This is a genomic window from Bradyrhizobium sp. USDA3516 (assembly GCF_057651995.1).
This window is the reverse complement of sequence record NZ_JBYGYN010000004.1, coordinates 508,458-531,517: the sequence shown is the minus strand read 5'-3', so window position 1 is coordinate 531,517 and position 23,060 is coordinate 508,458. Positions and strand designations below refer to the sequence as shown.

At 65.1% G+C, this 23,060-nt stretch carries 27 protein-coding genes; 9 read left to right on the top strand and 18 right to left on the bottom strand.

Annotated elements, in window-relative coordinates:
* Positions 1-85: 85 nt before the first annotated feature.
* From AC24YW_RS16985 to AC24YW_RS16975, 3 genes are all read right to left on the bottom strand, one after another.
* Positions 86-475 (bottom strand): Zn-ribbon domain-containing OB-fold protein, encoded by a 390-nt coding sequence (locus AC24YW_RS16985; RefSeq protein ID WP_487483788.1) that lies wholly within the window; start codon positions 473-475, stop codon positions 86-88.
* The gene (locus tag AC24YW_RS16980) at positions 475-1,632 is read right to left on the bottom strand and encodes a thiolase domain-containing protein (RefSeq protein ID WP_487483787.1); all 1,158 of its coding nucleotides are present in this window, start codon (positions 1,630-1,632) and stop codon (positions 475-477) included. The genes AC24YW_RS16985 and AC24YW_RS16980 overlap by 1 nt, the downstream gene beginning before the upstream one ends.
* Before the next feature lie 939 nt (positions 1,633-2,571).
* A complete protein-coding gene (locus AC24YW_RS16975) occupies positions 2,572-6,063 on the bottom strand; it encodes an indolepyruvate ferredoxin oxidoreductase family protein (RefSeq protein ID WP_487483786.1) in 3,492 nt (1,163 codons plus the stop codon).
* 285 nt (positions 6,064-6,348) lie between these two features.
* Between AC24YW_RS16975 and AC24YW_RS16970 the strand changes: the two genes are divergently transcribed.
* Positions 6,349-7,584, top strand: a complete 1,236-nt coding sequence (locus tag AC24YW_RS16970) for a c-type cytochrome (protein ID WP_487483785.1) — start codon at positions 6,349-6,351, stop codon at positions 7,582-7,584.
* A 128-nt stretch (positions 7,585-7,712) separates the two neighbouring features.
* Here AC24YW_RS16970 and AC24YW_RS16965 read toward each other — a convergent pair whose 3' ends face one another.
* Complete coding sequence (locus AC24YW_RS16965; protein WP_487483784.1) at positions 7,713-8,357, bottom strand: trimeric intracellular cation channel family protein; 645 nt, start codon at positions 8,355-8,357, stop codon at positions 7,713-7,715.
* 155 nt (positions 8,358-8,512) lie between these two features.
* Between AC24YW_RS16965 and AC24YW_RS16960 the strand changes: the two genes are divergently transcribed.
* Entirely contained in the window at positions 8,513-8,902 is a 390-nt protein-coding gene (locus tag AC24YW_RS16960) for a hypothetical protein (protein ID WP_487483783.1), read from the top strand.
* A 60-nt stretch (positions 8,903-8,962) separates the two neighbouring features.
* Here the strand turns inward: AC24YW_RS16960 and AC24YW_RS16955 are convergent, their stop codons facing one another.
* Genes AC24YW_RS16955 through AC24YW_RS16945 form a run of 3 tightly spaced genes read right to left on the bottom strand, consistent with a single transcriptional unit; the run spans position 8,963 to position 10,507 of the window.
* Complete coding sequence (locus tag AC24YW_RS16955) at positions 8,963-9,772, bottom strand: isocitrate lyase/PEP mutase family protein (protein ID WP_487483782.1); 810 nt, start codon at positions 9,770-9,772, stop codon at positions 8,963-8,965.
* A 51-nt stretch (positions 9,773-9,823) separates the two neighbouring features.
* Positions 9,824-10,174, bottom strand: a complete 351-nt coding sequence (locus AC24YW_RS16950; RefSeq protein ID WP_487483781.1) for an antibiotic biosynthesis monooxygenase family protein — start codon at positions 10,172-10,174, stop codon at positions 9,824-9,826.
* A 24-nt stretch (positions 10,175-10,198) separates the two neighbouring features.
* The gene (locus tag AC24YW_RS16945) at positions 10,199-10,507 is read right to left on the bottom strand and encodes an NIPSNAP family protein (protein WP_487483780.1); all 309 of its coding nucleotides are present in this window, start codon (positions 10,505-10,507) and stop codon (positions 10,199-10,201) included.
* Between the two features lie 158 nt (positions 10,508-10,665).
* Between AC24YW_RS16945 and AC24YW_RS16940 the strand changes: the two genes are divergently transcribed.
* The 3 genes from AC24YW_RS16940 (at position 10,666) to AC24YW_RS16930 (ending at position 12,961) form a co-directional block, all read left to right on the top strand.
* On the top strand, positions 10,666-11,364 hold the full coding sequence (locus AC24YW_RS16940; protein ID WP_275514157.1) for a winged helix-turn-helix domain-containing protein: 699 nt from the start codon (positions 10,666-10,668) through the stop codon (positions 11,362-11,364).
* Positions 11,365-11,503: 139 nt separating this feature from the next.
* Positions 11,504-12,514: an alpha/beta fold hydrolase gene (locus tag AC24YW_RS16935; RefSeq protein ID WP_487483808.1), complete on the top strand. Its 1,011-nt coding sequence runs from the start codon at positions 11,504-11,506 to the stop codon at positions 12,512-12,514.
* 195 nt (positions 12,515-12,709) lie between these two features.
* Entirely contained in the window at positions 12,710-12,961 is a 252-nt protein-coding gene (locus tag AC24YW_RS16930; RefSeq protein WP_487483779.1) for a GCG_CRPN prefix-to-repeats domain-containing protein, read from the top strand.
* A gap of 155 nt (positions 12,962-13,116) precedes the next feature.
* Here the strand turns inward: AC24YW_RS16930 and AC24YW_RS16925 are convergent, their stop codons facing one another.
* Together AC24YW_RS16925 and AC24YW_RS16920 are read right to left on the bottom strand one after the other, a co-directional pair.
* Positions 13,117-13,404, bottom strand: coding sequence for a twin-arginine translocation signal domain-containing protein (locus AC24YW_RS16925; protein ID WP_487483778.1), 288 nt, complete (start codon positions 13,402-13,404; stop codon positions 13,117-13,119).
* Between the two features lie 142 nt (positions 13,405-13,546).
* Positions 13,547-13,861: a hypothetical protein gene (locus AC24YW_RS16920; protein WP_487483777.1), complete on the bottom strand. Its 315-nt coding sequence runs from the start codon at positions 13,859-13,861 to the stop codon at positions 13,547-13,549.
* 131 nt (positions 13,862-13,992) lie between these two features.
* Between AC24YW_RS16920 and AC24YW_RS16915 the strand changes: the two genes are divergently transcribed.
* Positions 13,993-14,646 (top strand): glutathione S-transferase family protein, encoded by a 654-nt coding sequence (locus AC24YW_RS16915; protein ID WP_487483776.1) that lies wholly within the window; start codon positions 13,993-13,995, stop codon positions 14,644-14,646.
* 75 nt (positions 14,647-14,721) lie between these two features.
* On the top strand, positions 14,722-14,874 hold the full coding sequence (locus AC24YW_RS16910) for a hypothetical protein (RefSeq protein WP_193374987.1): 153 nt from the start codon (positions 14,722-14,724) through the stop codon (positions 14,872-14,874).
* 120 nt (positions 14,875-14,994) lie between these two features.
* On the opposite strand, the gene AC24YW_RS16905 is transcribed toward AC24YW_RS16910, so the two are convergent.
* From AC24YW_RS16905 to AC24YW_RS16885, 5 genes are read right to left on the bottom strand one after another with little or no spacing between them, the layout of a single operon-like run.
* Positions 14,995-15,342, bottom strand: a complete 348-nt coding sequence (locus AC24YW_RS16905) for a hypothetical protein (RefSeq protein ID WP_487483775.1) — start codon at positions 15,340-15,342, stop codon at positions 14,995-14,997.
* A 52-nt stretch (positions 15,343-15,394) separates the two neighbouring features.
* Positions 15,395-15,814, bottom strand: a complete 420-nt coding sequence (locus AC24YW_RS16900; protein WP_487483807.1) for a Fic family protein — start codon at positions 15,812-15,814, stop codon at positions 15,395-15,397.
* Complete coding sequence (locus AC24YW_RS16895) at positions 15,739-16,065, bottom strand: hypothetical protein (RefSeq protein ID WP_487483774.1); 327 nt, start codon at positions 16,063-16,065, stop codon at positions 15,739-15,741. Before AC24YW_RS16895 ends, AC24YW_RS16900 begins: the two co-directional genes overlap by 76 nt.
* Positions 16,062-16,289, bottom strand: coding sequence for a hypothetical protein (locus AC24YW_RS16890; RefSeq protein WP_487483773.1), 228 nt, complete (start codon positions 16,287-16,289; stop codon positions 16,062-16,064). Before AC24YW_RS16890 ends, AC24YW_RS16895 begins: the two co-directional genes overlap by 4 nt.
* Positions 16,290-16,307: 18 nt before the next feature.
* Positions 16,308-17,840, bottom strand: coding sequence for an acyl-CoA carboxylase subunit beta (locus AC24YW_RS16885; protein ID WP_487483772.1), 1,533 nt, complete (start codon positions 17,838-17,840; stop codon positions 16,308-16,310).
* Between the two features lie 140 nt (positions 17,841-17,980).
* Here AC24YW_RS16885 and AC24YW_RS16880 point away from each other — a divergent pair, with 140 nt between their 5' ends.
* Positions 17,981-18,385 carry a DUF4260 domain-containing protein gene (locus tag AC24YW_RS16880; protein ID WP_128264730.1) on the top strand — a complete coding sequence of 135 codons (405 nt, stop codon included), beginning with the start codon at positions 17,981-17,983 and terminating at the stop codon, positions 18,383-18,385.
* Between the two features lie 150 nt (positions 18,386-18,535).
* Positions 18,536-19,129: a hypothetical protein gene (locus AC24YW_RS16875; RefSeq protein WP_487483806.1), complete on the top strand. Its 594-nt coding sequence runs from the start codon at positions 18,536-18,538 to the stop codon at positions 19,127-19,129.
* Positions 19,130-19,366: 237 nt separating this feature from the next.
* On the opposite strand, the gene blaOXA is transcribed toward AC24YW_RS16875, so the two are convergent.
* From blaOXA to AC24YW_RS16855, 4 genes are all read right to left on the bottom strand, one after another.
* Positions 19,367-20,185 carry a class D beta-lactamase gene (gene blaOXA, locus AC24YW_RS16870; RefSeq protein WP_487483771.1) on the bottom strand — a complete coding sequence of 273 codons (819 nt, stop codon included), beginning with the start codon at positions 20,183-20,185 and terminating at the stop codon, positions 19,367-19,369.
* Between the two features lie 71 nt (positions 20,186-20,256).
* The gene (locus tag AC24YW_RS16865) at positions 20,257-20,520 is read right to left on the bottom strand and encodes an EscU/YscU/HrcU family type III secretion system export apparatus switch protein (protein WP_487483770.1); all 264 of its coding nucleotides are present in this window, start codon (positions 20,518-20,520) and stop codon (positions 20,257-20,259) included.
* The gene (gene fliK / locus AC24YW_RS16860; protein WP_487483769.1) at positions 20,517-22,133 is read right to left on the bottom strand and encodes a flagellar hook-length control protein FliK; all 1,617 of its coding nucleotides are present in this window, start codon (positions 22,131-22,133) and stop codon (positions 20,517-20,519) included. The genes AC24YW_RS16865 and fliK overlap by 4 nt, the downstream gene beginning before the upstream one ends.
* Before the next feature lie 55 nt (positions 22,134-22,188).
* Positions 22,189-22,983, bottom strand: a complete 795-nt coding sequence (locus tag AC24YW_RS16855) for an ATP12 family chaperone protein (RefSeq protein ID WP_487483768.1) — start codon at positions 22,981-22,983, stop codon at positions 22,189-22,191.
* Between the last annotated feature and the right edge of the window lie 77 nt (positions 22,984-23,060).

Genomic DNA, 23,060 nt, shown 5'->3' with positions numbered 1-23,060 from the left:
TCTCGTGTGGAGAGAGACCCCTCACCCGGCAGCCTTCGGCTGCCACCCTCTCCCACAAGGGGAGAGGGTCACATCTTGCTTCGCGTCAGGCCGGCGTGAAAAACGGCAGCGGAGCGCCGTCGGTCGGCTTGAACACCACCTTCACCTTCTGGCCGATCTTGAGCTTCTCGAGATCGCAGTCGACGAAATTGGTCTGCACCGACGGCCCCTCCTTCAGCGTGACGTAGCCGATGGCGTAAGGGCCGGTCGGCGATTTCCGCATCAGGCTCCAGGTGTAGATCGTGCCCTCGCCCGAAGCCTCTTCCCACACCGTCTTGTCGGAGTAGCAGAACGGGCAGATCGAGCGCGGGAAGTAATGCGCTTCGCCGCAGGCGGTGCAGCGCTTGATCATGAACTTGCCCTCTTTCGCCGCGTCCCAGAACGCAGCGGTCTCGGGGTTCGTGACCGGTGCCGGATACTTTTTCACTTCGCTCATCACACGCGCTCCAGAATGGCGGTCGAGGCGGCGTGGCGGACGCCGAGCAGACCGCCGGTGCCGTGGGCGATGGCGAGATCGCAGTTCTTGACCTGCACCTTCGGATGCGCCTCGCCGCGCAGCTGCCTGACGGCCTCGAGGATCTTGGTCATGCCGCCGCGGTTGACGGGATGGTTGCTGCAGAGGCCGCCGCCGTCGGTGTTGAACGGCAGCTTACCGACGCCCGAGATCAAATTGCCGTCGGCGACGAACTTGCCGCCCTCGCCCTTCTTGCAGAAGCCGAGATCTTCCAGCTGCATCAGCACCGTGATGGTGAAGCTGTCATAGATCGAGGCGTATTTGATGTCCTTCGGCGTGACGCCGGCTTCCTCGAACGCGCGCGGGCCGGACCAGACGCCGGCGGAGTACGTGAGATCGAGATCCTTGCCGCCGCGCGGACCCTTCATGGCCTCGCCATGGCCGATCAGACGCACCAGCGGCTTCTTCAGGCTCCTGGCAATCTCCGGCGATGTCACGATCAATGCGCCGCCGCCGTCGGAGACGACGCAGCAATCCATGCGATGCAGGGGATCGGAGATCATCGGCGAGTTCAGGACGTCCTCGACGGTGACGACGTCCTTGAGCATCGCATGCGGATTGTACTGCGCATGATGCGAGGCCGCGACCTTGATCCAGGCCAGCTGCTCGGAGGTGGTGCCATAGTCGTGCATGTGGCGCATGGCACACATGCCATAGGCATTGTGCGTGGTCGCCCCGTAAGCGGTTTCGAAATCGACCTCGGCGCCGGCTGCGCGCGGCGGCATCGCGCCGGTGCGCGGCTTGCCGGCGAGCGTCACGAGCGCGATCGAGCATTTGCCCGCGGCGATCGCCTCGGCGGCATGGCCGAGATGGATGATGTAGGAGCAGCCGCCGGTCTCGGTGGAATCGATGTGACGAAGCTTCCTGGTGTTCAGGCCGAGATAATCGACCATCGGCCAGGCGCCGCCGGGCGCATCGCCGGCGCAGAAATAGCCGTCGATATCGTCCTTGCTGATCCCGGCATCCTCGATCGCGCCCTTGGCGACCTCGGCGTGGAGCTGGGCGGTGGATTTGTCCGGCGCATGCCGGGTCGGGTGTTCGTAGATCCCGGCAATGTAGGCCTTGCGCTTGATGGTCAAAACTTCAGTCTCCGCTCGCGTCTCGTCGTGGTTCTTTTTTCTGAACCGCACCGGGCTGATTGGCAAGCGCGGAAATATTCCGCCGGGCGAGAGGGCTGCGGGTGGCGCAAGGGGAGCACATCCGAAATCCGCACCGGATAGCAAGCGAACCTGCCCGCCGCGTCGTCATTGCGAGGAGCCCTTGCGACGAAGCAATCCAGAGTGCCTCCGCGGAAGGGTTCTGGATTGCTTCGCTACGCTCGCAATGACGGAGTTTGTTGCCACTGATGGCGTTGTTTCGACTCAAGACTCGCTCGCAGACACACCCCCGCATCCTCGCGGCGCATGTCGCCCGAGCTTTGCTGTCGTCTTGCTCCCTCGGAAAACAGAGGGCGCAGGGAAGACCGGGTGCCGGCTGGGCACCCACGGTCCGCTGTGCGCGAATTGCGCGAAGAACAGATGCACAGCGGCATACAGGTGAAGCCCAACATCCGGCCTTCCCTGCGCAGTGGCTTTACGGCTTATGTCGCGCTCTCCTCGGGGAGCGATGCACTATTGCCCCCGTCGCCTTGCGAGTGACCCGCAAGACTTGACGCACAGACCCCGGGCGTCAGGACCACACGATTTTGCCGTACGCGAGACCGCGCCCGTCGTGCGCGCGAAAGACTCGCGCGACGCAGCCCGCGTCCACCGCCGCTCACCCCGCGTTTCGTGACGATCGCGATACGCCCCTCCTAGAGGGATGAGGTGACGGACCGATACGACAATTCCGAATTTCGGTAAAGCGGAATGTTTTTGCGCGCGCGGATTGACCCATGGCGTGGGTGTTTTGCCCGACGGGCGACGCTAGGGGTGGTGTCGTAGGGTGGGCAAAGCGAAGCGTGCCCACGTCTTTTGGCTCGACTTGGAGAGATGGTGGGCACGGCGCAAGTGCGCCTTTGCCCACCTCACAAGAGCATCCTACTCCGCTGCGATCTGCCGCGGCGCGGGCGGTGGGCTCGCCAGGTCCGCGGCGAGCTGGGCGTAGCGGGCCTTGGCGTCGTGCACCGCCTTCTCCTTCACCGGCCCGTAGCCGCGGATACGGTCGGGGAGCGAGAGCAGCTCGACGGCGGTGTCGATCGTGAGCGGCGACAACAGGCCGAGCACGGTGGCGACGTCCTTTTCGTAGCCGGCGATCAGGTCGCGCTCGAGCTTGCGGTCGGCGCTGCGGCCGAAGATGTCGAACGGCGTGCCGCGCAGGAACTTGAACTTGGCCAGCACGCGGAAGACCTTCAGCATCCACGGGCCGAAGGCGCGCTTCTTCGGGCGGCCCAGGGCATCAACGCCGCGCGCCAAAATCGGCGGTGCCAGATTGAAGTTGAACTTGAAGTCGCCCTCGAACTGGTCGCGGAGCTGCTGCTCGAAGGCGCCGTCGGTGTAGAGGCGCGCGACTTCGTACTCGTCCTTGTAGGCGAGGAGCTTGGCGTAGTTCACCGCGACCGCGCGCGGCAGTGCATCGCCATAGCCGCCCTTCGCCGCGGCATCGCGCACCTGGTCGACCAGCTTGCGATAGCGCCTGGCCAGACGAGCGTTCTGGTAGGCGGTCAGATGCCTGACGCGGTGCTCGATGACCTCGTCCAGCGTCATCGCGTCAAGCGTCTTCGGCGCGACCACTTCGTCCCCGCCCTTCAGCATGTCGGCGAGGCGCTTGGGGTCGGCGACCGCGAGACGGCCGAGGCGGAAGGCTTCCTTGTTCATCTTGATCGAGACGCCGTTGACCTCGATCGCCTGCTCGATCGCTTCCGCCGATAGCGGGAACAGACCCTTCTGATAGGCGTAACCCATCATCATCATGTTGGTGGCGATGGCATCGCCGAGCAGCTGCTCGGCCGGCTTTGTGAAATCGAAGAAGACGGAGTCCTTGTGCAGCGCCGTCTCCAGCACCGCGTTGAGCTTGCGGGTCTGGAAATTGAAGTCGCGGTTGAGGACGAAGTCGGCGGTCGGGATGACGTGGCTGTTGATGATGCCGCGGGTGCGGCTGGAGTCACAGAGCGAGATGGTGTCCTTGGCGACCGCAACCACCTCGTCGGCGGCAAGCACGAGATCGGCCGTGCCGGTGACGATGCGCGAGCAGGTCACTTCCGCCGGATGATCCGAGAGGCGAACGTGGCTGAGCACCGCGCCACCTTTCTGCGCAAGGCCGGACATGTCCAAAATCATCGAGGCCTTGCCCTCGATATGGGCGGCCATGCCGAGCAGCGCGCCGATGGTGAGAACGCCGGTGCCGCCGACGCCACCGACGGCGATATTATAGGGCCTGTCGAGCGTCGGGCGTGAGGCCGGCTCGGGCAGCGCGCCGATCTCGGCAAGCTCCGCCGGCGCCCGGTGGCGCGGCTTGCCGCCGTCGACGGTGACGAAGGACGGGCAGAACCCTTTCAGGCAGGAATAGTCCTTGTTGCAGGACGACTGGTTGATGGCGCGCTTGCGGCCGAACTCGGTCTCCAGCGGCTCGACCGAGATGCAGTTCGACTGCACCGAGCAATCGCCGCAGCCTTCGCAGACCGCCGGGTTGATCATGACGCGGCGCGCCGGATCCTCCATCAGGCCGCGCTTGCGGCGGCGGCGCTTCTCGGCGGCGCAGGTCTGCACGAACACGATCGCCGAAGTGCCCTTGTATTCGCGGCACATCTTCATGACGTTGTCGAGCTCGTCGCGGTGATACTTCTTCACCCCGGGCGCGATGGTATCGGCGGGATAAGCGTCAGGATTTTCCGAGACCAGATAGATCTCGCGGATGCCTTCGGCGTGGAGTTGGAACGTGATCTGCTGCGGCGAGAGATCGCCGTCATGACGCTGGCCGCCGGTCATGGCCACGGCGTCGTTGTAAAGGATCTTGTAGGTGATGTTGGACTTGGAGGCGACCGCCTGACGGATGGCAAGAAGACCCGAGTGGAAGTAGGTGCCGTCGCCGAGATTGGCGAAGATGTGGTTCTCGTTGGTGAAGGGTGCGATACCGACCCAAGGCACGCCCTCGCCGCCCATATGCGTGAACGTCTCGGTCGAGCGGTCCATCCACAGCGCCATGAAGTGGCAGCCGATGCCGGCAAGCGCGCGGCTGCCTTCGGGGACTTTCGTCGAAGTGTTGTGGGGGCAGCCGGAGCAGAAATACGGGGTTCGGGAGACAGGGGCGACCGCCTGCATCTGGGTCGCCTGGCGGCCGTTGAACCAGTCGGCCTTGGCGCGGAGCATCGAAGCGATCTCGGGGTTGAGATCAAGTCGAAGCAGCCGCTCGGTCAGCGAGGTCGCGAGCGAGGCCACGCTGAGCTCGGCGGCGAAGGTCAAAAAGCGCTTGTCGTGCTCATCCATCTTGCCGACGATGCGCGGGCGGACATCGTCGCGCCAGTTGAACAACACCTGCTTGACCTGGTTCTCGACGATCTCGCGCCGCTCCTCGACGATGAAGATCTCCTCCAGGCCGACGGCGAATTCGTGCACGCCTTCCGGCTCGAGCGGCCAGGGCATGCCGACCTTGTAGAGTCGAAGGCCGATTCTGGCGGCGACCTCCTCGGTGATGCCGAGCTCGCGCAGCGCCTGGCGCACGTCCTCGTAGCTCTTGCCCGAGGCCATGATGCCGAAGCGCGCATTCGGCGAATCCATGGTGACGCGGTTGACCTTGTTGGCGCGGGCAAAGGCGATGGCTGCAAAGCCCTTGTAGTCCTGCAGACGCCGGTCCTGCTCGAAGCGGTCGTCGGGCCAGCGCAGGTTGAGGCCGCCGGACGGCAGCTCGAAATCGGTGGGGATGATGAACGGCTTCATCTCGTCGGTGAGATCGATCTCGGCGGTGGTCTCCACCGTCTCCGTGATCACCTTCATGCCGACCCAGCAGCCGGAATAGCGCGACATCGCGATGCCGAGCAGGCCCATCTCGATCATCTCGTGGATGCTCGAGGGATAGAGATACGGCATCAGCGCCGACATGAAAGCATGATCGGACTGATGCGGGACGGTGGAGGATTTTGCGCCGTGGTCGTCGCCGGCAAGGCACAGCACGCCGCCGTTCTTGGCCGAGCCCGCGGCATTGCCGTGACGGAACACGTCGCCGCAGCGGTCGACGCCCGGACCCTTGCCATACCAGATGCCGACCACGCCGTCGTATTTGGCACCCGGCGAGAGATTGAGCTGCTGGGAGCCCCACACCGCGGTCGCGGCGAGGTCCTCGTTCACCCCCGGCTGGAACTTGATGTTGTACTGCTCGAGGTGCTTGCGGGCGGCGAAAAGCTGCTGGTCGTAACCGCCGAGCGGCGAGCCGCGATAACCGGAAATGAAGCCCGCGGTGTTGAGCCCGTTGGCGCGGTCGCGCCGAATCTGGGCCATCGGCAAGCGGACCAGAGCCTGGATGCCCGTGGTGAAGACGTGCCCGGTCTCTTGGGTGTACTTTTGATCGAGACTGATCGGACCCTGGTTGATGCCCATGCTGTCCTCGCTTCGCGCCCTGTTCAGGTCTTGCTGACTTTAAGTCGTTGCCTGCCCGTTGTTTTTAGCTAGGGCGCGCCGACCACCTCTGCCACTCTATGTCGGATATTTCATGCTCCGCATCACAATTCTGAACCAAAGGAGGGGGCGGGTGAAAATCGCAATTTCGTGGCCTGAAACACGTTGGCGATTTTCAGTTTGTGTCACCATACCCCCATCGTTGCGAAATGAACCGACGCTTCCCTTCACACGGGTAGGGTCGATGGGTTGCAGGAGAGGCTGTCGATGCGGGCGATTCTGACGGGGCTGGCGCTTGTGGGCCTGGCGTTGTGCAGTGCGGTTGCAAGTACGGTCACAAGCGCGGCCGGCGCCGCCGGACCATCGCCCGAGCTGATCGCCTATGGCAAGTCGCTGGTCGAGGCCGGCGATTGCGCGGGCTGTCACACTGCCGATCCGGCAAAACCGTTCGCGGGCGGCAAGCGCATCGACACGCCATTCGGGGCGATCTACGCGCCGAACCTGACGCCGGACCGCGACACTGGCATCGGCGGCTGGACGGACGCCGATTTCACCCGCGCCTTGCGCACCGGCATCGCGCCCGACGGCTCGAACTATTACCCGGCGTTCCCCTACCCCTACTTCACGAAGATGACGAAGGACGACACGCTGGCGATCCGCGCCTATCTCAGCACCCTGGCGCCCATTGCCAGCCGCAACAAGCCGCCGGAGCTGCGCTGGCCGTTCGGCTATCGCGGCCTGATGCGGATCTGGAACGCGATGTACTTCAAGCCCGGCCTGTTCGCGCCGGACCAGACCAAGAGCGCGGCCTGGAACAGAGGCGGCTACCTGGTCACCGGACTCGGCCATTGCGGCGCCTGTCATACCCCGAAGAATTATTTCGGCGCCGACCGGGACGCGCAGGCGCTGTCCGGCAACGCGGTCGGCGGCTGGTTCGCACCGCGGCTCGATGGCGCCGCGCGCACCGGGCTGAAATCGTGGAGCGAGGCTGATATCGCGGAGTACCTGCAAAGCGGGCGCAACGCCAAAAGCCACGCCGGCGGGCCGATGGCGGAGGTCGTCGTCAACTCGACCTCGAAGATGAGCGATGCCGACGTGCGCGCGATCGCGACCTATCTGAAGAGCCTGCCGCCGGCCCGGCGCGAGACCATCGTGACGCCGCCGGACGCAGCCGAGATGAAGGCCGGCCAGGCGGTCTACGCAAAGCTCTGCGTCGCCTGCCACGAGGCCGACGGCACAGGCAGCCCGCGCATCTACCCGCCGCTGCCGGGCAATGCGCTGCTGCAATCGCACAATCCGTCCTCGACCTTGCGCATCATCCTCGACGGCGCCCACACTGTGACGACGCCGCGCGCGCCGAACACCGGCGAGATGCCGGCCTACGCCCAACAGCTGTCCGACGCCGAGATCGCCGCGGTGACGAACTATATCCGCAATTCCTGGGGCAATGCGGGCCCGCTGGTGACTCCGTCACAGGTGGCGAAGGCGAGGAAGGAGCCGTAGCTCACCGCTGCCTCCTTGTCATTGCGAGGAGCGCAGCGACGAAGCAATCTAGACCCTTTCCGCGGGCGCATCTCTGGATTGCTTCGCTACGCTCGCAATGACGGGGATAGAGCGGGGCGAAATCACCGCTACCGCTCCTCGTCCCCCGTAAAGACAAATTTCGGCATCTCCCATTTGTAGCGCACCGCCAGCAGGCGGAAGCTGATGCCGAGGACAAATGTCAGAATGGTCCAGAGCTCCGCGTTGGGCTTGAGACCGAACGCGGTCGCATAGAACAACCCCGTCACCACCGAGACGCTGGCATAGAGCTCGGAGCGAAACAGCAGCGGCACGTCGTTGCAGAGCACGTCGCGCAGCACGCCGCCGGCGCAGCCCGTCACCATGCCCGAGACGATGACGATCGGCAGCGAAGCACCCATCTGCCAGGCCACGTCGCAGCCCGTCATGGTGAAGACGACGAGACCGATGGCATCCAGCACGATGAAGGCGACCTTCAGCCGGTGCACGAGACGCGCAAACAGGATGGTGAGGAAGGCGGCGCCGCCGGCGAGCGCGAGATAGATCGGGTTCTGCACCCAGGCCAGCGGATAATGTCCGAGAAAGAGGTCGCGCAACGTGCCGCCGCCCAGCGCGGTGATGCAGCCGAGGAAGCAGACACCCAGCCAATCCATGCTACGGCGTCCGGCAGCGAGCGCAGCCGTCATGCCCTGCGCGGCCACCGCGACGAGGGACAGGTAATGCAGCACGCTATCTGTAGGCGGCAGGCTCCACATCGCGTGTTCCCTCCTCCGTGGCATCACTCAGGCGTGGGTTCCCACAGGTTCCCGATTCCCCGCAGCGAGGCAACATGCGACGAAAGCATTAAGCAGGCGGAACAGAATCTCGCACCTGAGGGTTGTCCCGGGGTCACAACCGAGGAGATCAATCGATGGCAGACGACCGTTTTCCCAACGATCCGTACCGCCCGAACCTCGCCGACGATGAGTACTCTCGCGCGGCGCGCCGGGATGCGGACCTACAGGCCGATCCCGAGCTCGGGGAAGGCCCCGCCTCCAGCGGCAAGATCGCGCTGTTTGCGGTCGCAGTCGCCCTGGTGCTGGGCGCAGTGTTCTACGGCTTGAATAATTCCAGCACCACCAACGAGGCCAGCAACACCCCGGCCTCACAGACTGCGCAGACGCAGCCGACCAATCCAGCCGCACCTCCCGGCATGCGTGACGTGACGCCGCGCAGCAACACCGAGCCGGGCGTGACCACGGGCGCAGCGCCGAACAGGCCGGCCCCGGCGACGCCGGCTCCGTCCGAGGGCGCGAAGTAACATTTCGTAGTAAGGCGCGCGAGCGGCGGGATACAACATCCCGCCGCTTTTTCTTTTTTGCTAGCCGAACATCTTGTTGAGCTCGCCGCCGGGATAGCCGCCGCTGAGCTCGGTGAAGGTGCCCTTCTCCGCCATCTCCTTGGCCGCGCGCATGAAGCCGCCCCAGGCGGCGCGGGCGAGCGAGCCGCCGACGCTGATGCGGCGCACGCCGAGATCCTCGGCTTCCTGCAACGACAGGCCGGAACCGCCGATCAGAAGATTGAACGGCTTCGGTGCGACAGCCTTCACCACCGCGGCGATGTCCTCGCGGCTCTTCAGGCCCGGCGCGTAGAGGCAGTCGGCGCCGGCATCGGCATAGGCGGTGAGCCGGTCGATGACGAGCTTGAGATCGGTCACGCCCCACAGATACGCCTCGCACCGGCCGACCAGCAGCGTGCCGCTGTCGCCGATCGCCTTGCGCGAGGCCTTGATGCGCTCGACGGCCAGCGCACGGTCGTAGAGCGGCTTGTCCTTGTCGCCGGTGGAGTCCTCGATCGACAGGCCCGCGACGCCGGTGCGCACGCCGCGCTCGACATTATCGGCGACCTTGTCGGGCTCGACCGCGAAGCCGCCCTCGAAATCGGCGTTCACGGGGATGTCGACGGCCGAGCTCAATGCTGCCAGATGCTGACAGACGTCCTCGACGGTGACGTGATTGTCGGCCTTGCCGATGGCCCAGGCAAAGCCCGCGCTCGATGACGCGATCGCCTTGAAACCGAGATGCTGCAAGGCCTTCGCAGTGCCGACATCGACCGGATTGGGCAGGATGAAGCAGCCGCTTTCGTGCATCTTCCTGAACGTCGCGCGCTTGTCAGCGGTCGTCACGTGCATGTTTCTCTCCCTTGTTGGCCGCGCAGAGATAAGGCTGTGTTTTCGAGTCCGCTAGTGCGCATCGTGCACGGCGCGGCTGTCCTTCGGGGCCTGCTCGCGGTCGGCCATGCTGTAGTCCCGGATCACGCTGGCGATGCGTAAGTGATAATCGGCGAAGATCTGCGCCCTGCCCCTAGCCTGGGTGCGGCGGTGCTCCATCGTGTTGCGCCAGGCCTGGACGGCCGCTTCATCCCGCCAGAACGACACCGACAGGATCTTGCCCTTCTCGGTCAGGCTCTCGAAGCGCTCGACCGAGATGAAGCCGTCGATGGTCTGCAGTAGCGGCTTCAGATCGGCTGCGAGGTCGAAATAGTCCTGGCGGTGTTCCGGCTTGGGCCAGACTTCGAAGATCACGGCGATCATGGGCGTCTCCTGCTGTTGGCGGGCCTACAATACCACCTTGCGCAGGAAGGTGCGTTCTTCGGCGAGGATGAATTTCTCCGCCTCGGCAAAGTTGAAGTTTGCCATGCCGTCGAGATCGGCGCGCAGCCGTTTGCGATAGGTCTCATAGGCGGCCAGGCTCTCGAACGAGATCAGGGCGGACGCGATGTTGTTGGTGCCCTCATGCGGCATGAAGTAGCCGATCAACTCGCCGCCACATCTCGGGATGATGGTGAGCCAGCGCTTCGAATATTCCTCGAACTGCGCGCGCTTGAACGGATCGAGCTGGTAGCGGATGAAGACGGTGACGGACATGATGGGCTCCTTTGTTTTCGCCGTCATTGCGAGCGTAGCGAAGCAATCCAGGAGTCCCTCCGCGGACGCAGTCTGGATTGCTTCGCTACGCTCGCAATGACGACTTGGTGACACGCTACGCCCTTGCCCGACACCAACGCTTCGGCTACCATCGAAGCATGAAATCGGGACCCGACATCGCCATGGTCGCCTCGCTGGTGGGCGACCCCGCCCGCGCCAACATGCTCACGGCGCTGATGAACGGCCGTGCGCTCACCGCGAGCGAGCTGGCTCAGGAGGCCGGCATCACGCCGCAGACCGCGAGCTCGCATCTGTCGAAGCTCGAGGCTGGCGGGCTGATCGAGCCGGAGAAGCAGGGCCGCCACCGCTATTACCGCCTCACCGACGACGACGTTGCCGGCGTGCTCGAGGGACTCGCCGGCCTTGCCGCGCGGACCGGCCATATGCGCGTGCGCACCGGGCCGAAGGATCCGGCGCTGCGGCGCGCGCGGATCTGCTACGACCATCTCGCCGGCGACCTCGGGGTGCAGATGCTGGACTCCTTGCGCGAGCGGCATCTGGTCAGGCAGAGGAAGCAGGAGATCGAGTTGACGGCCGAGGGCGAGCGCTTTCTGGCCAAGCACTTGCAGATCTCGCCCGACATGCTCAGCCATCCGCGCCGCCCGGTGTGCAAGGCCTGCCTCGACTGGAGCGAGCGGCGGCACCACCTCGCCGGCACGTTGGGCGCGGCCATGATGCAGCGCTTCGCCGAGCTGAAATGGGCCGCGCGCGATCCCACGCCCGGCAGCCGCGTCGTGAATTTCACCCGTACCGGCGAGAAACAGTTCGCTGCGCTGTTCGGCGGTGGGAAGGACTGATCACACAGGCTGCGTGAAATCACACGTTTGCGTGTGAATGCGCACTCTCGTCATGGCCGGGCTTGACCCGGCCATCCACGTCTTTACTGCGGCTGGCACGTGGATGCCCGGGACAAGCCCGGGCATGACGGAGACTGTGATGAACCGCATCTTCCTGGCCGCGCTCGCCGCCGCCCTTCTCGTTTCCCCACTCGCATCGACCCACGCCGCCGAGACGGCATCGCGCGAGCCCTACGGCATCGCGCTCGAAGGCTTTGCCTACCCCTACCCCGTGCACTTGCTCCCCGTTGTCAACGACGGCGAGCAGCTCAACATGGCCTATATGGATGTCGCCGCGGCACGGCCGAACGGCCGCACCGTCGTGCTGCTGCACGGGCGCAATTTTCCGTCGAGCTATTGGGCGCCTGTGATCAAGATGCTGAGCGAGGCCGGCTTTCGCGTCGTGGTTCCGGACCAGGTCGGCTTCGGCAAGTCCTCCAAGCCGCAGGGCGAGCTGCATTTCGACAATCTGGCGCGCAACACCATTGCGCTGCTCGATCACCTCAAGATCGACAAGGCCGAGATCGTCGCGCATTCGCTCGGCGGCATGTTAGGGGTGCGCATCGCCCGCGCCTATCCCGACCGCCTCGCCCATCTCGTGCTGACCGCGCCGATCGGCCTCGAGGACTACCGCCTCTACGTGCCGCCGACGCCGACCGAGAAGATGATCGAGACCGAGGACAAGCTCACGGCGGAAGGCTACCGCAAGCAGCTCCAGACCAATTACGCGATCAAGCTGCCGGCCGAGGCGATCACGCCGTTCATCGAGGCCCGCTTCAACATCAAGGGCAGCCCGGACTATCCGCGCTGGCTGCGCGCCTTCGTCTCTTCCGGCCAGATGATCTATCGTGAGCCGGTAGCGCACGAGATCCCGCTGATCGCGACACCTATTCTGTTCATCATGGGCGCGGACGACCACAACGCGCCGGGCCGGCCGCTCGCGCCGGAGGCGCTGCGGGCCAAGATGGGGCAGAACGCAGAGCTTGCGAAGCAGCTCGCTGCGAAGATGCCGAACGCGCGGGCCGAGGTGATCCCCGACACCGGCCATCTCGTGTTCCTTGAGGCACCGGAGACGTACAAGGAACTGGTGCTGGGCTTTCTCGGCCGATAGCGACATTCGCGTGTCGTCCGAGACCAAATGCGGGGAACGTTCATGCCGCATTCAGGTCATGATTGGCAGGTTTGGATCGCGAGGTTTCGGCACGTCCCCGATTTAACGTGTCGAATCGACTCTCTTGATTCATTGTGCGCCCGCAAGCGCCATTCCCCGAAGCCTGCCCCCAAAGGACAAGAAGGAAGATCAAAAATGAAATACCTGTTAGCCGCCGTCATGCTCGCCAGCGCGGCCGTCGTCGGTTTCGGCGAGGCGGCCAGCGCCGCCGAGGGCTGTGGCCGAGGGTTTTATCGCGGCCCCTATGGTCAGTGCCGCCCGATGCGTGGCGCGGTGGTCGTGCGGCCCGCCCCCGTGGTGGTCGCCCCGCCCGTCGTCGTCGTGCCCCGTGCGCGCGTGTGCCCCTACGGCTTCCGCTGGTACGCCGGTCGCTGCCGCCCGTACTGAACTTCTCCATTCCGTTGCAGAATGGCCGCGCGGCGAAAGCCTGCGCGGCCATTTTTTTCCGCTGACGATTCACCGCGGTGGAACCGGAGCGCTTCCCAAATCGAAACGGGGACCGCCAGCGGCGATCCCCGTCGAGTCCGCGAATGGTCGCGAGCTTACCAATAATGGCGACGGTGCCAGCGCCGGCGATGCCGGCGCCAATGACGGCGGTGCCAGCCCCAGTGGCGGCCACGCCCGCGCCAGTGAACCTGCTCGGGAGCGAGCTGCGCAGCTTCCTCGCTGGTGGTGACCGCAGGATGAGCATCGGCATTGCCTTGCGGCGTGCGGGCGGGATCAGCGGGCGGCTGCGGTGACAGCGGCGCGGCCTGCGCGGTAGTCGCGGCGAAGGCCGCGGCGCCCGCCGTCAATCCCAAAGCAAGTTTCAAAAAGTTCCGGCGCTCCATCGTTTCTTCCTTCTTGGATCATCGTGCAGGTGATGCAGAAGGAATGTCGCCGCAACGCCATGAACCGAAGCTGAAGCCAGCGTTCAGATTCATGCGAGCCGAGATGAAGAATTCGTAACTTCGTCCGGGTTACAGGACCTCGCTACGTCGCGAACTCCTGCGCCAGCACCAGCGTCTCGCGCGTGCGCTTCACGTCGGGCCAGTCGCGGTTGAAATCGGCGACAAGCTTCTTTAGCGCGTCACCTTTCAGCATCGCGTTCAGCTTGGCCTCGTCATCGAACTGATACATCGCCTGGTGCAGCGAGGGATCGTCCAGGCTCCAGAATCGCCACGCCTTGCTCACGCCGAAAGCCTTCACCGCGTCGGGCAGATGTTCCGTCTCGTACCAACGGTTGAAAGCAGCGCGCCTTTCGGCGTCGGGAACGACGGCGCGAACGACGAAGAAGGCTGCTGGCATCGGATTTCCTCCTGTTGTTTGACGCGAGCCTAACCGGTTAAGCCGCCGGCGACAAAAAGAGTCGCCGCCGGTGTCGGAATGGGCGCCCTTCGTTCGTCCTTTGCAATGAACCGGGAGAACGGAGACAGCAAATGGCCGACCTCACCCTGACCACCTTCGACTGGGTTCCCGCAGCGCCGCGAGGCTTCGTACGCGACTTCCGCGTGCGCTGGGCCCTCGAAGAGGCCGCCTTGCCCTATCGCGTTGCCAGCGTACCGTTCGACGACCGCGGATCTGCGCACTTCGCCTACCAGCCGTTCGGCCAGGTGCCGTGGCTGACCGACGGCGAGCTCTCGATCTTCGAGACCGGCGCGATCCTGCTGCATCTCGGCGGCCTCAGCGAGAGGCTGATGCCAAAGGACCCGCGCGGCCGCACTGAAGCGACGAAATGGGCGTTCGCGGCGCTCAATTCGGTGGAGATGGCCAGCCTGCCCTGGGGCATGTCGAAATTCATGGGACATCCGACCGACACGGCGGCGTGGAAGTTCGTGGACGACTTCCTCAAGCTTCGGCTCAAGCATCTCGAGCCGGTGCTGGGCAGCCGCGAATGGCTGGCGGGCTCCTTCTCCGTCGCCGACATCCTGATGGCGGACGTGCTGCGCGTTGTCGATGGTTTCAACGGGCTGACGGACAGTCCTGCCTGCCGCGCCTACGTCGCGCGCGCGACCGGACGTCCGGCGTTTGCCAAAGCCCACGCCGACCAGCTGGCGCATTTCGCTGCGGCGGATAAGGCGCGCGGGGCGTGATGTGCCTCACATAATGGATCCTGCGGCTGGCATAGAGTCGCCGGCAGTGGAACGATTCAATTCGACAGGTGACCCATGGTCCGCATCGAATATCTCAAGCGACAGATCGCCCGCGCCGAGCGGCTGGCCAAGGCCATCCTCGACCGGCAGACCGCCGATCGGCTCCAGGCCTACGCCGCCGAATGCCGCGCCGAATTGTCGGAGCTGACGGTCAAGCAGGCCGCCTGAGGCTTGCTGGCGCTGGAGGCGTCCGATGTGTAGGGCGGATTAGCGATAGCGTAATCCGCCACTTCTCCATCCGATGACGCATACCTTGGTGGATTACGCTTCGCTAGTCCACCCTACACCTCACATCAGTTTCAGCGGCCCATCGGCGACGAGGCGCAGATCGATGCTGCCGATCAACGCCGCCCGCCGCGCCTCCGCAGCACTGATGGCCTCCTCCGTCTGCCGCAGCGTGCTGATGTTCGAGCCCAGCGAGACGATCCCGCCCAGCACCAGGGCGATCGAGCCGAGCGCCGCGGTCTGACCGAAGCCGAACAGACCGAAGATCGTCACCAGCAGCAGCACCGCCCCTCCCCCGATCGCGATCTTGGACGCCAGGATGTACTTGCGGCAGCGTTCGGCGATCTCGGCGAGCGCCTCGATCCGATCTTCGATGTCAGAGATTTCGTCGGTCGGATCGTCTTCGATCATTGAATTCAAGAGCTAGGAGCTCGGTTGCGGATGGAGGGGCGCCAAGTACGTCTTAGCCAGGCAGCTTGCCCCCAACCGATTTATAGAATTCCGCGAGCTGGTTCGCTAAGAGTGAAGCTAACAGCTCTTCCATTTTCGAGACATCGATCCGGCCACCATCGCGAAAGGCCAAATCGGCCGCATCCAAGGCATCGAAATAGGGCTTTCGGTTGTCGACGATTTGATCCGGGATCGTCGGCGTCCCCGGCAAAAGTACTCCGGCCCGAACTGAAAGCACAACGTACGATACGATTCGGGAGGTACGGCCATTTCCATCTGCGAACGGATGAATCCAATTTAGCCGCCACATGACATAAGCCGCGAGGTGGATCGGCGTACTGGCTTCCCAATGTTCATTCACGTAATCGCACATGTCCTCAACGAGTTCTGGGACCAGATGTGCGCCGACGGGCTCATGCTTGCTTCCCTCGATGGCACGCCACCGGGGCGGTAGTTTCCCGCATAGGAGCTGATGCCTGCCAAAGCCTCTCGCTGCAAGCCAAGCATGAGTGAGGGACGGAGCTTGAATGAGCCCCGCTCAATGGCCACCTGAATCGCGCCAATAGCTGCGTCGTACTGGCGGAACCCATTTCGAGCTTCTGCCGCCGCCTTTTCCTGAGGATCCGTAATCAACTCAGGTTCGAGCGCACGGCTATCGCGCCGTTCGCGCTCTTCTCTTGTCATTTCTCTTCCTTGGCCAACTTCTCGGCCTCACGGTCCACCATTTCGCGCGTAATGAGCGCATTCTCGAAATGAGTATTGCCGTACACGAAACTGCGCCGCTGCTCCTCCCTGTGTTCCGGGGATGGATTGGCGGTCTTGGCAGCTTCGATGAGCTTCTTGAGAACTTCTGTCATAGCCCCAATATAGTCGAGTCCGTTCGGAGGCACCATGCGGATTTGGTCCATAAAGCGCCTGTGAGTCCCTCACAACGGCAAATTGTCGTGCTTCTTCGCCGGCATTTCCGTCTTCTTGTCTTTCAGCATCGCCAGCGCCCGGGCGATGCGCTTCCGGGTCGAGTGCGGCATGATGACGTCGTCGATGTAGCCACGCTCGGCCGCGATGAAGGGCGACAGGAAGCGGTCCTCGTATTCCTTGGTGCGCGCGGCGATCTTGTCGGGGTCGCCGATGTCGCTGCGGAAGATGATCTCGACCGCGCCCTTGGCGCCCATCACCGCGATCTGGGCGGTGGGCCAGGCGTAGTTTATGTCGGCGCCGATCTCCTTGGAGGCCATGACGTCGAAGGCGCCGCCATAGGCCTTGCGGGTGATGATGGTGACGAGCGGCACGGTGCACTGCGAATAGGCGAAGAGAAGCTTGGCGCCGTGCTTGATCAGGCCGCCATATTCCTGCGCGGTGCCGGGCAGGAATCCCGGCACGTCGACGAAGGTGACGATCGGGATGTTGAAGGCATCGCAAAAGCGGACGAAGCGCGCGGCTTTCCGCGATGCGTCGCTGTCGAGCACACCGGCCAGCACCATGGGCTGGTTGGCGACGAAGCCGACGGTGCGGCCCGCGATGCGGCCAAAGCCGGTGACGATGTTCTTGGCGAAGGCCTCCGCGATCTCGAAGAAGTCGCCCTCGTCCACGACCTTGAGGATCAGCTCCTTCATGTCGTAGGGCTTGTTCGGATTGTCGGGGATCAGCGTGTCGAGCGACATGTCGACCCGCTCGATGTCATCGAAGCTCGGCCATTCCGGCACGCCGTCGGTGTTGTTGGATGGCAGGAAGTCGATCAGCCGGCGCATCTGCAACAGCGTCTCGACGTCGTTCTCGAAGGCGCCGTCGGCGATCGAGGAGCGCGTCGCGTGCACCGAGGCACCGCCCAGCTCCTCGGCCGTGACGACCTCGTTGGTCACGGTCTTCACGACGTCGGGGCCGGTGACGAACATATAGCTGGTGTTCTTCACCATGAAGATGAAGTCGGTCATGGCGGGCGAATAGACGTCGCCGCCGGCGCAGGGGCCCATGATCACGGAGATCTGCGGGATCACGCCCGAGGCGAGCACATTGCGACGGAACACGTAGGAATAGCCGGCGAGCGCGGCGACGCCTTCCTGGATGCGGGCGCCGCCGGCGTCATAGAGGCCGATGATGGGCGCCCTCGCCTTCATCGCCATGTCCTGCAGCTTCGTGATCTTCAGCGCATGGGTTTCGGACAGCGAGCCGCCGAACACGGTGAAGTCCTTGGCGAAGACGAATGTCTTGCGGCCGTTGACGGTGCCCCAGCCAGTGACGACGCCGTCGCCCGGCACCTTGGTCTTCTCCATGCCGAACTCGGTGGAGCGGTGCTCGACGAACATGTCGAATTCCTCGAACGATCCCTTGTCGAGCAACAGCTCGATGCGCTCGCGGGCCGTCAGCTTGCCGCGGGCGTGCTGCGCCTCGATGCGCTTCTCCCCGCCGCCGAGCTTTGCGCCGGCACGACGATCTTCAAGGGCGTCCAGGATGTGTTTCATTTGCTCCCGCCAGTTCTTAAGTGATGGGCGGGTTCTAACATGGCATTTTGCGGCCCGGAAAGCCGCTTTCGCGGTCGCAGGGCAGCCCTGCCGTAGCGGGAAAGCGCAAGGAATTACAAAGTTTTGCCCAGGAGGCGAGCGTGAGCGAAGGAACGGCCGAGACGGGCGCTGCGACAGGCGGCGTCAACATCCTGCTGCGGCTGGAGGGCCTGACCCTGTTTGCAGGGATGGTGACGCTCTACGCGGCCTGGGACGGGTCGTGGCTGGTGTTTGCCCTGCTGTTCTTCGTGCCCGATCTGAGCTTCCTGGCCTATCTGTCCGACGCCAGGTTCGGCGCGATGGTCTACAACGCCGCGCACAGCTACATGGCACCGGTGGCGCTGCTGACGCTGGGCTTCGCCCTCGCCTCGCCCCTCACCCTCTCCATCGCCCTGATCTGGCTTGCCCATATCGGCATCGACCGGGCGCTCGGCTACGGCCTGAAATATTCCGCCGGATTCGGCTTCACCCATTTGGGGCGGATCGGGCGGCAGAAGGACTCCTGACCTCAAATTTGGCAGCCCGGCCGGTTGACCGGGCCGACCGATTCAGGCTTGCTCCGAGTCAGATCAGGCGCCGAATGTTGCGTGAGCCCAGTCGGTACGGCGGTGATCATCATGCCTTGGCTCCAGCATCTACCTACTGGCATCACCGAGATGTCCGCGACGGTCGTCCCCTTGCCGCCGAACCCAGCGTCCGAAACGATCGACTTCCTGCGCCGCATGGCCGGCATGGTGTCGGGACGGAACGGCGAGATGCTGCTGCGCGCAGCCAGCATGATCGAGACGCTGAGCCAGCGGGCGATGTCGGCCGAGCGGCTCTATCATCAGGCGCAGGAAGAGAGCACGCGCAACGCCGAGCTGCGCGAGTCCGCCGAACTCGCCTCCGACGCCATGGCCGGCCAGATCGCGGCGCTGCGGGCGCAGCTCGCCGAGCTCACCACTGCGACCGCAGCCGAGCGCGCCGCCTTCGATGCCGAGCGCGGCAAGCTGCTCGAGCTGATGCAGCATGCCGAGAGACATATCGGCAAGCTCACGACGGAGCTCGACAGCTTGCGCGCCTCCGTCGACAGCTTCAACGAGACCGCGGTCTCGGTGCCGATCGAGGTGCTGCGGCTGGCGCGGACGCAGTTCGATTATCTCTCCAGCGGCTTTGCCCGGCGCGGCGATCCGATCTCGCAGGCCATGAGCGAGATCGGCGGCTTCGCCATCGACCGGGCGCTGACGGCGAAGAGGGTCGACAAAGCCTGAGGGCGCCCGTGTCGAGCTCAATCCGCATGTCGGCGGCAATCTGAAGACTGCCGCTGAAGCGCGCAAGCCCGTCGAGGAGTTTGTGCAGGCGCTGTTCAAGTTGGGCTAGGCGGGCGCGACGGCTCCGTCATTGCGAGCGCAGCGAAGCAATCCAGAATCCCGTCGCGGAGACAGTCTGGATTGCTTCGTCGCAAGAGCTCCTCGCAATGACGTTGGAGAGACGCAAGCGCGACAGCGCTAGAGCGCGCCGATCTCGGCAAGGCAGGCTTGGGTCAGCGTCATGCGAGCCTCGATGTGGCGCGGCTCCTTGCAATCCATGTTGAGCGCGAACACGGTATGCGCCTCGCCCTTCTCGGCCCAGCCGACCATCCAACCGAGCGACGGCTCGCCGCGCTCGGCGCCGAGGAGACCGGACTTGGCGCGAATGACGGCGTCGCCGACCTTGGTCGCCGGCAGGATGTCGGCGACGAGATCCTGGCTGCGCTTTGAAATCGGCAGCGCGCGGCGGCGCAGCCGGTCGACGAAATCGACTTGCTCGACCGGATCGATCCGCAAGGCCCCGGTGAGCCAGAACTGGTCGATGCCGCCGCCGATGTCGCGATTGCCGTAGTCGAACGCGTCGACATATTGCTGCATGCGCGCCTCGCCAATGAGGCGCGCAATCTCCTGATAGACCGGCACAGCGCTGACCGCAATCGCACTGCGTAGCGTGTGGTCCTTGTTCCAGGCCTCGATCGGGCGCTTGACGCCGTCCCAGGGAAACACGTCCTTGTCGGGATCCGTGACGACGCCGCTCTCGAGCGCAATCAGCGAGTTCGGTATTTTGAAGGTGGAAGCCGGCAACTTGCCCTCGCCCGAGCGCTCGTTGTCGCTGGCGACGATCAGATAGTCCTCGACCTTGTAACCGACGAAGGTGCCCGACGTGCCGAGGTCGGTGAAGCGCTTTGCAAGAGCGTCGCGGATTTCATTGCGCGGCGGCGCGACATGGGCGCGCGCGCGTCCAGGCAGGATCGCGGTTGCGGCGAGGAGGCCGAGGGTGGAACGGCGGGTGAGCAAGGGCGGTGTCCGTTAAACGATGAAAGCGACGGCTACAATGCCGACGATATCTGGTCAAACGATGACAGCGCTCAGCGTCCCCGGCCCGACAGCCGCAGCACGAACACCAGCACCTCGGCGACGGCCTTGTAGAGGTCCGGCGGGATCTCGTCGCCGAGCTCGACCTTCGACAGCGCGCCGGCCAGGATCTCGTTCTCCTCGATCGGAATGTCGTGGGCCTTGGCGATCTCGACGATCTTCTCGCCGATCGTGCCCTTGCCCTTGGCGACAACGACGGGCGCGCCGGATCCCTTCTCGTAATGCAGCGCGATCGCGAGCTTGGAGGGATCGCTCATGTGGCGCGATCCAGGAAGTGGCCGGCGCGAGCCGGCGCCGGTGGCGGCGGCATGCCGTCGCGGACGACGATATCGCCGGGCTTGAGCTCGGCCTTCGTCAAGGCCTGGCTGAGCTCACCGATGCCGGCGCGGAGCTGCTGCGCCGTGGCCGGCCGCTCCGCCCACATCCGTACGAAGGTCTTGTCGCCGTTCAGCGTGATCAGCGCATGCACGGGTCCCGCAGGCTCGACATTGAGCGAGAAGCGCGCGCGCCAGGCGCGCTTGGCGGGATCGGCGGACTCATTGCCGCCATCGCGCGAGATCTCGAACTGCGCCATCGCGGTACCTTGCGGGGTCGCGAACGGAATCTCGAAATTCCACTGCTGCGCGGCTGGATCGATGCGGTGGCCGCCGGCGTCGGTGCGATCGGGGAGCGAGGCAATCTGCAGCAGCGTCTGCCGCGCGATCGCGGCATCGGTGTCGTCGAGCAGGCGATGCACGGTCGCAGCCAGCGGCGTATCAGGCGCGAGCGACGGCGCGGCGACGGACTGCGGCGCCGGCAGCGCACCGCGGACCGGCGGAGGTGTCGGGTGTGCGGCCGCCTCGAAGACATGGGCGTCCGGCACGGACTTGTTGGAGCCCGGCACGTTGCCGGTCAGGCGCGGCAGGTTTTCCGCGACCTCCTGCAGCAGGGTCGCGGCAAGGCCGGCAGACATGGTTCGCGACAGCAGGGCTTGCGGATGGTTGCCCGCCACATCGGACAGCACGGCGGCAGCGAGCGCGCCGCGCGGCGCTTGCGCCGGTTGGGCGAGTTCCGGCAACGCCGCTTGTGCCGTCTCGCCCGCCAGCGCGGAGGCTGAGGTCTGCGTCGTGGCCGCAGCACTCGCCGGCAGCGCCACAGCTTGCGCCGTTGCCTGCGGCACTCCCGTCGCGATCGCGCCGGAGGTCGATGCCAGGGTCTGACGCAACACCAGCAGTGCGGCCTTCAAGTCCGGGATCGCGCCGGAGGACGGCGTCGTGCCTGCGGCCAATGAGGCCTCGAGAAACAGTCCGGACTTCTGGAACGCGGATTCGATATCGCCGCTGTCGAGGGCGGCGTTGAGCGGCGTCTGCTGCGCCAGCACACCAAGCACCGCCTGCTTCAGCCCTGCGGGCAGATTGCTGCTCGTCACGACGGAGGCCAGGTTGGCGAACAGCGGCGCCTGGCTGCCCTGCTTGGTCACGGCCTCGGCAGAGGCCGTTGCGACGGCGGCCTGCTCGGACGGCGTCAGGGTGTTCCGAGCTGCGGCCACCGACGGCGCCAGCGGCGGGCTGTCCACCAGCGAGGCCGCCCGCGGCGTCAGCGTGACCTGATCGCCCGCCGCCTCGCCTGCCCCGCTCATGACCGCGAGGCGAATGGCGCCGTTGTTCTGGGAGACCGCGAGCTGCAGGTTCTGTCCCGGCGTCAGCGCCACCTCAGACATCACGTCCATCGCCAGGTTGGCGATCGCGATCCGCACCAGATTGTCGGCGAGCACGCTGACCACCCTGGCATCGACGACACTGCCGGCTTGAAGCACGAGATCCGGCGTCGCCGCATCAGCCGGGCGGCTGGCGGCGTTGACGGGAGCGATGGAGGTGACCGGCGTCGGCATCTCGGCAGCCTTAGGGAATGCCGGCTACCGTAACCGCCGCGTCGTAAACCTCTCGTTAAGGACCTGGGACGGCCGGCGTCTTCACCGCCGCCAGAACCGTCACGGCGGCCTGGAAATCCTTCAGCCGGGCGGCGCGCCGGGCAGCCGCCTCCTCGTCCACGCCCCATTGCTCCACGTTCCAGTCCTCGTCGACATGGGCGGCGGCCCAGACTTGGTCGGCATCGCGTACGCCCTGGTCCAGCGCCAGCGCGAGCAGCGCCGAGCCGGTCAGGGTGGTGACCATGTGGAGCGCGGCGACCGACCAGGGATCGCCGGGCAGCGCGGCCCGTGCGGCCTTCAAAGCCTCGTCCGGCTGCTTCACGTGCATGACGCCTTCGGACAGGATGAAATGCGCACCCAGCGTCTGCGCCGCCCAGAACAGCACGGGATCCCAATGCGCGGCCTCGCGGGCGACCAGTCCCTCGGGATGGCCGGCGCGATAGAACAGCAGGTCGGACTCGAAATATTTGGCGAGGTCGTCCCTGACCAGCTCGACGCGGTCGATGACGCCTTCGACCACGCTGTTGGCGATGCGCGTCAAAGGCATGGTCACGGGATCGATCTTCTCGCCTTGCGCTGCCCATTCGGTGGCCACCGCATCGGCGAGTTCGCGCGAGGGGATCACCACCTGGCGGCCGGAGGGCGTGCGGATCGGCTTGCCGTCGAGAGTGACGGCGAAGCCGCCCTCGGCATCGGCGACGCCGGCTTCCTTGTAGAAGCGCTTGCGCAGCGGCATGCGCGCGGACGCGCGCGCCGATTCCCGCGGATCCGGCGCGGGCTGGCTTGCTGCTTCTTCGAACAATTCACGCATGTGAGTTTTCGGTCCCGGTCGCTGGATGCTAGGCTTCTAAGATAAAACCGGCGGCCGATAAAGCGAGCGGCGGGCAT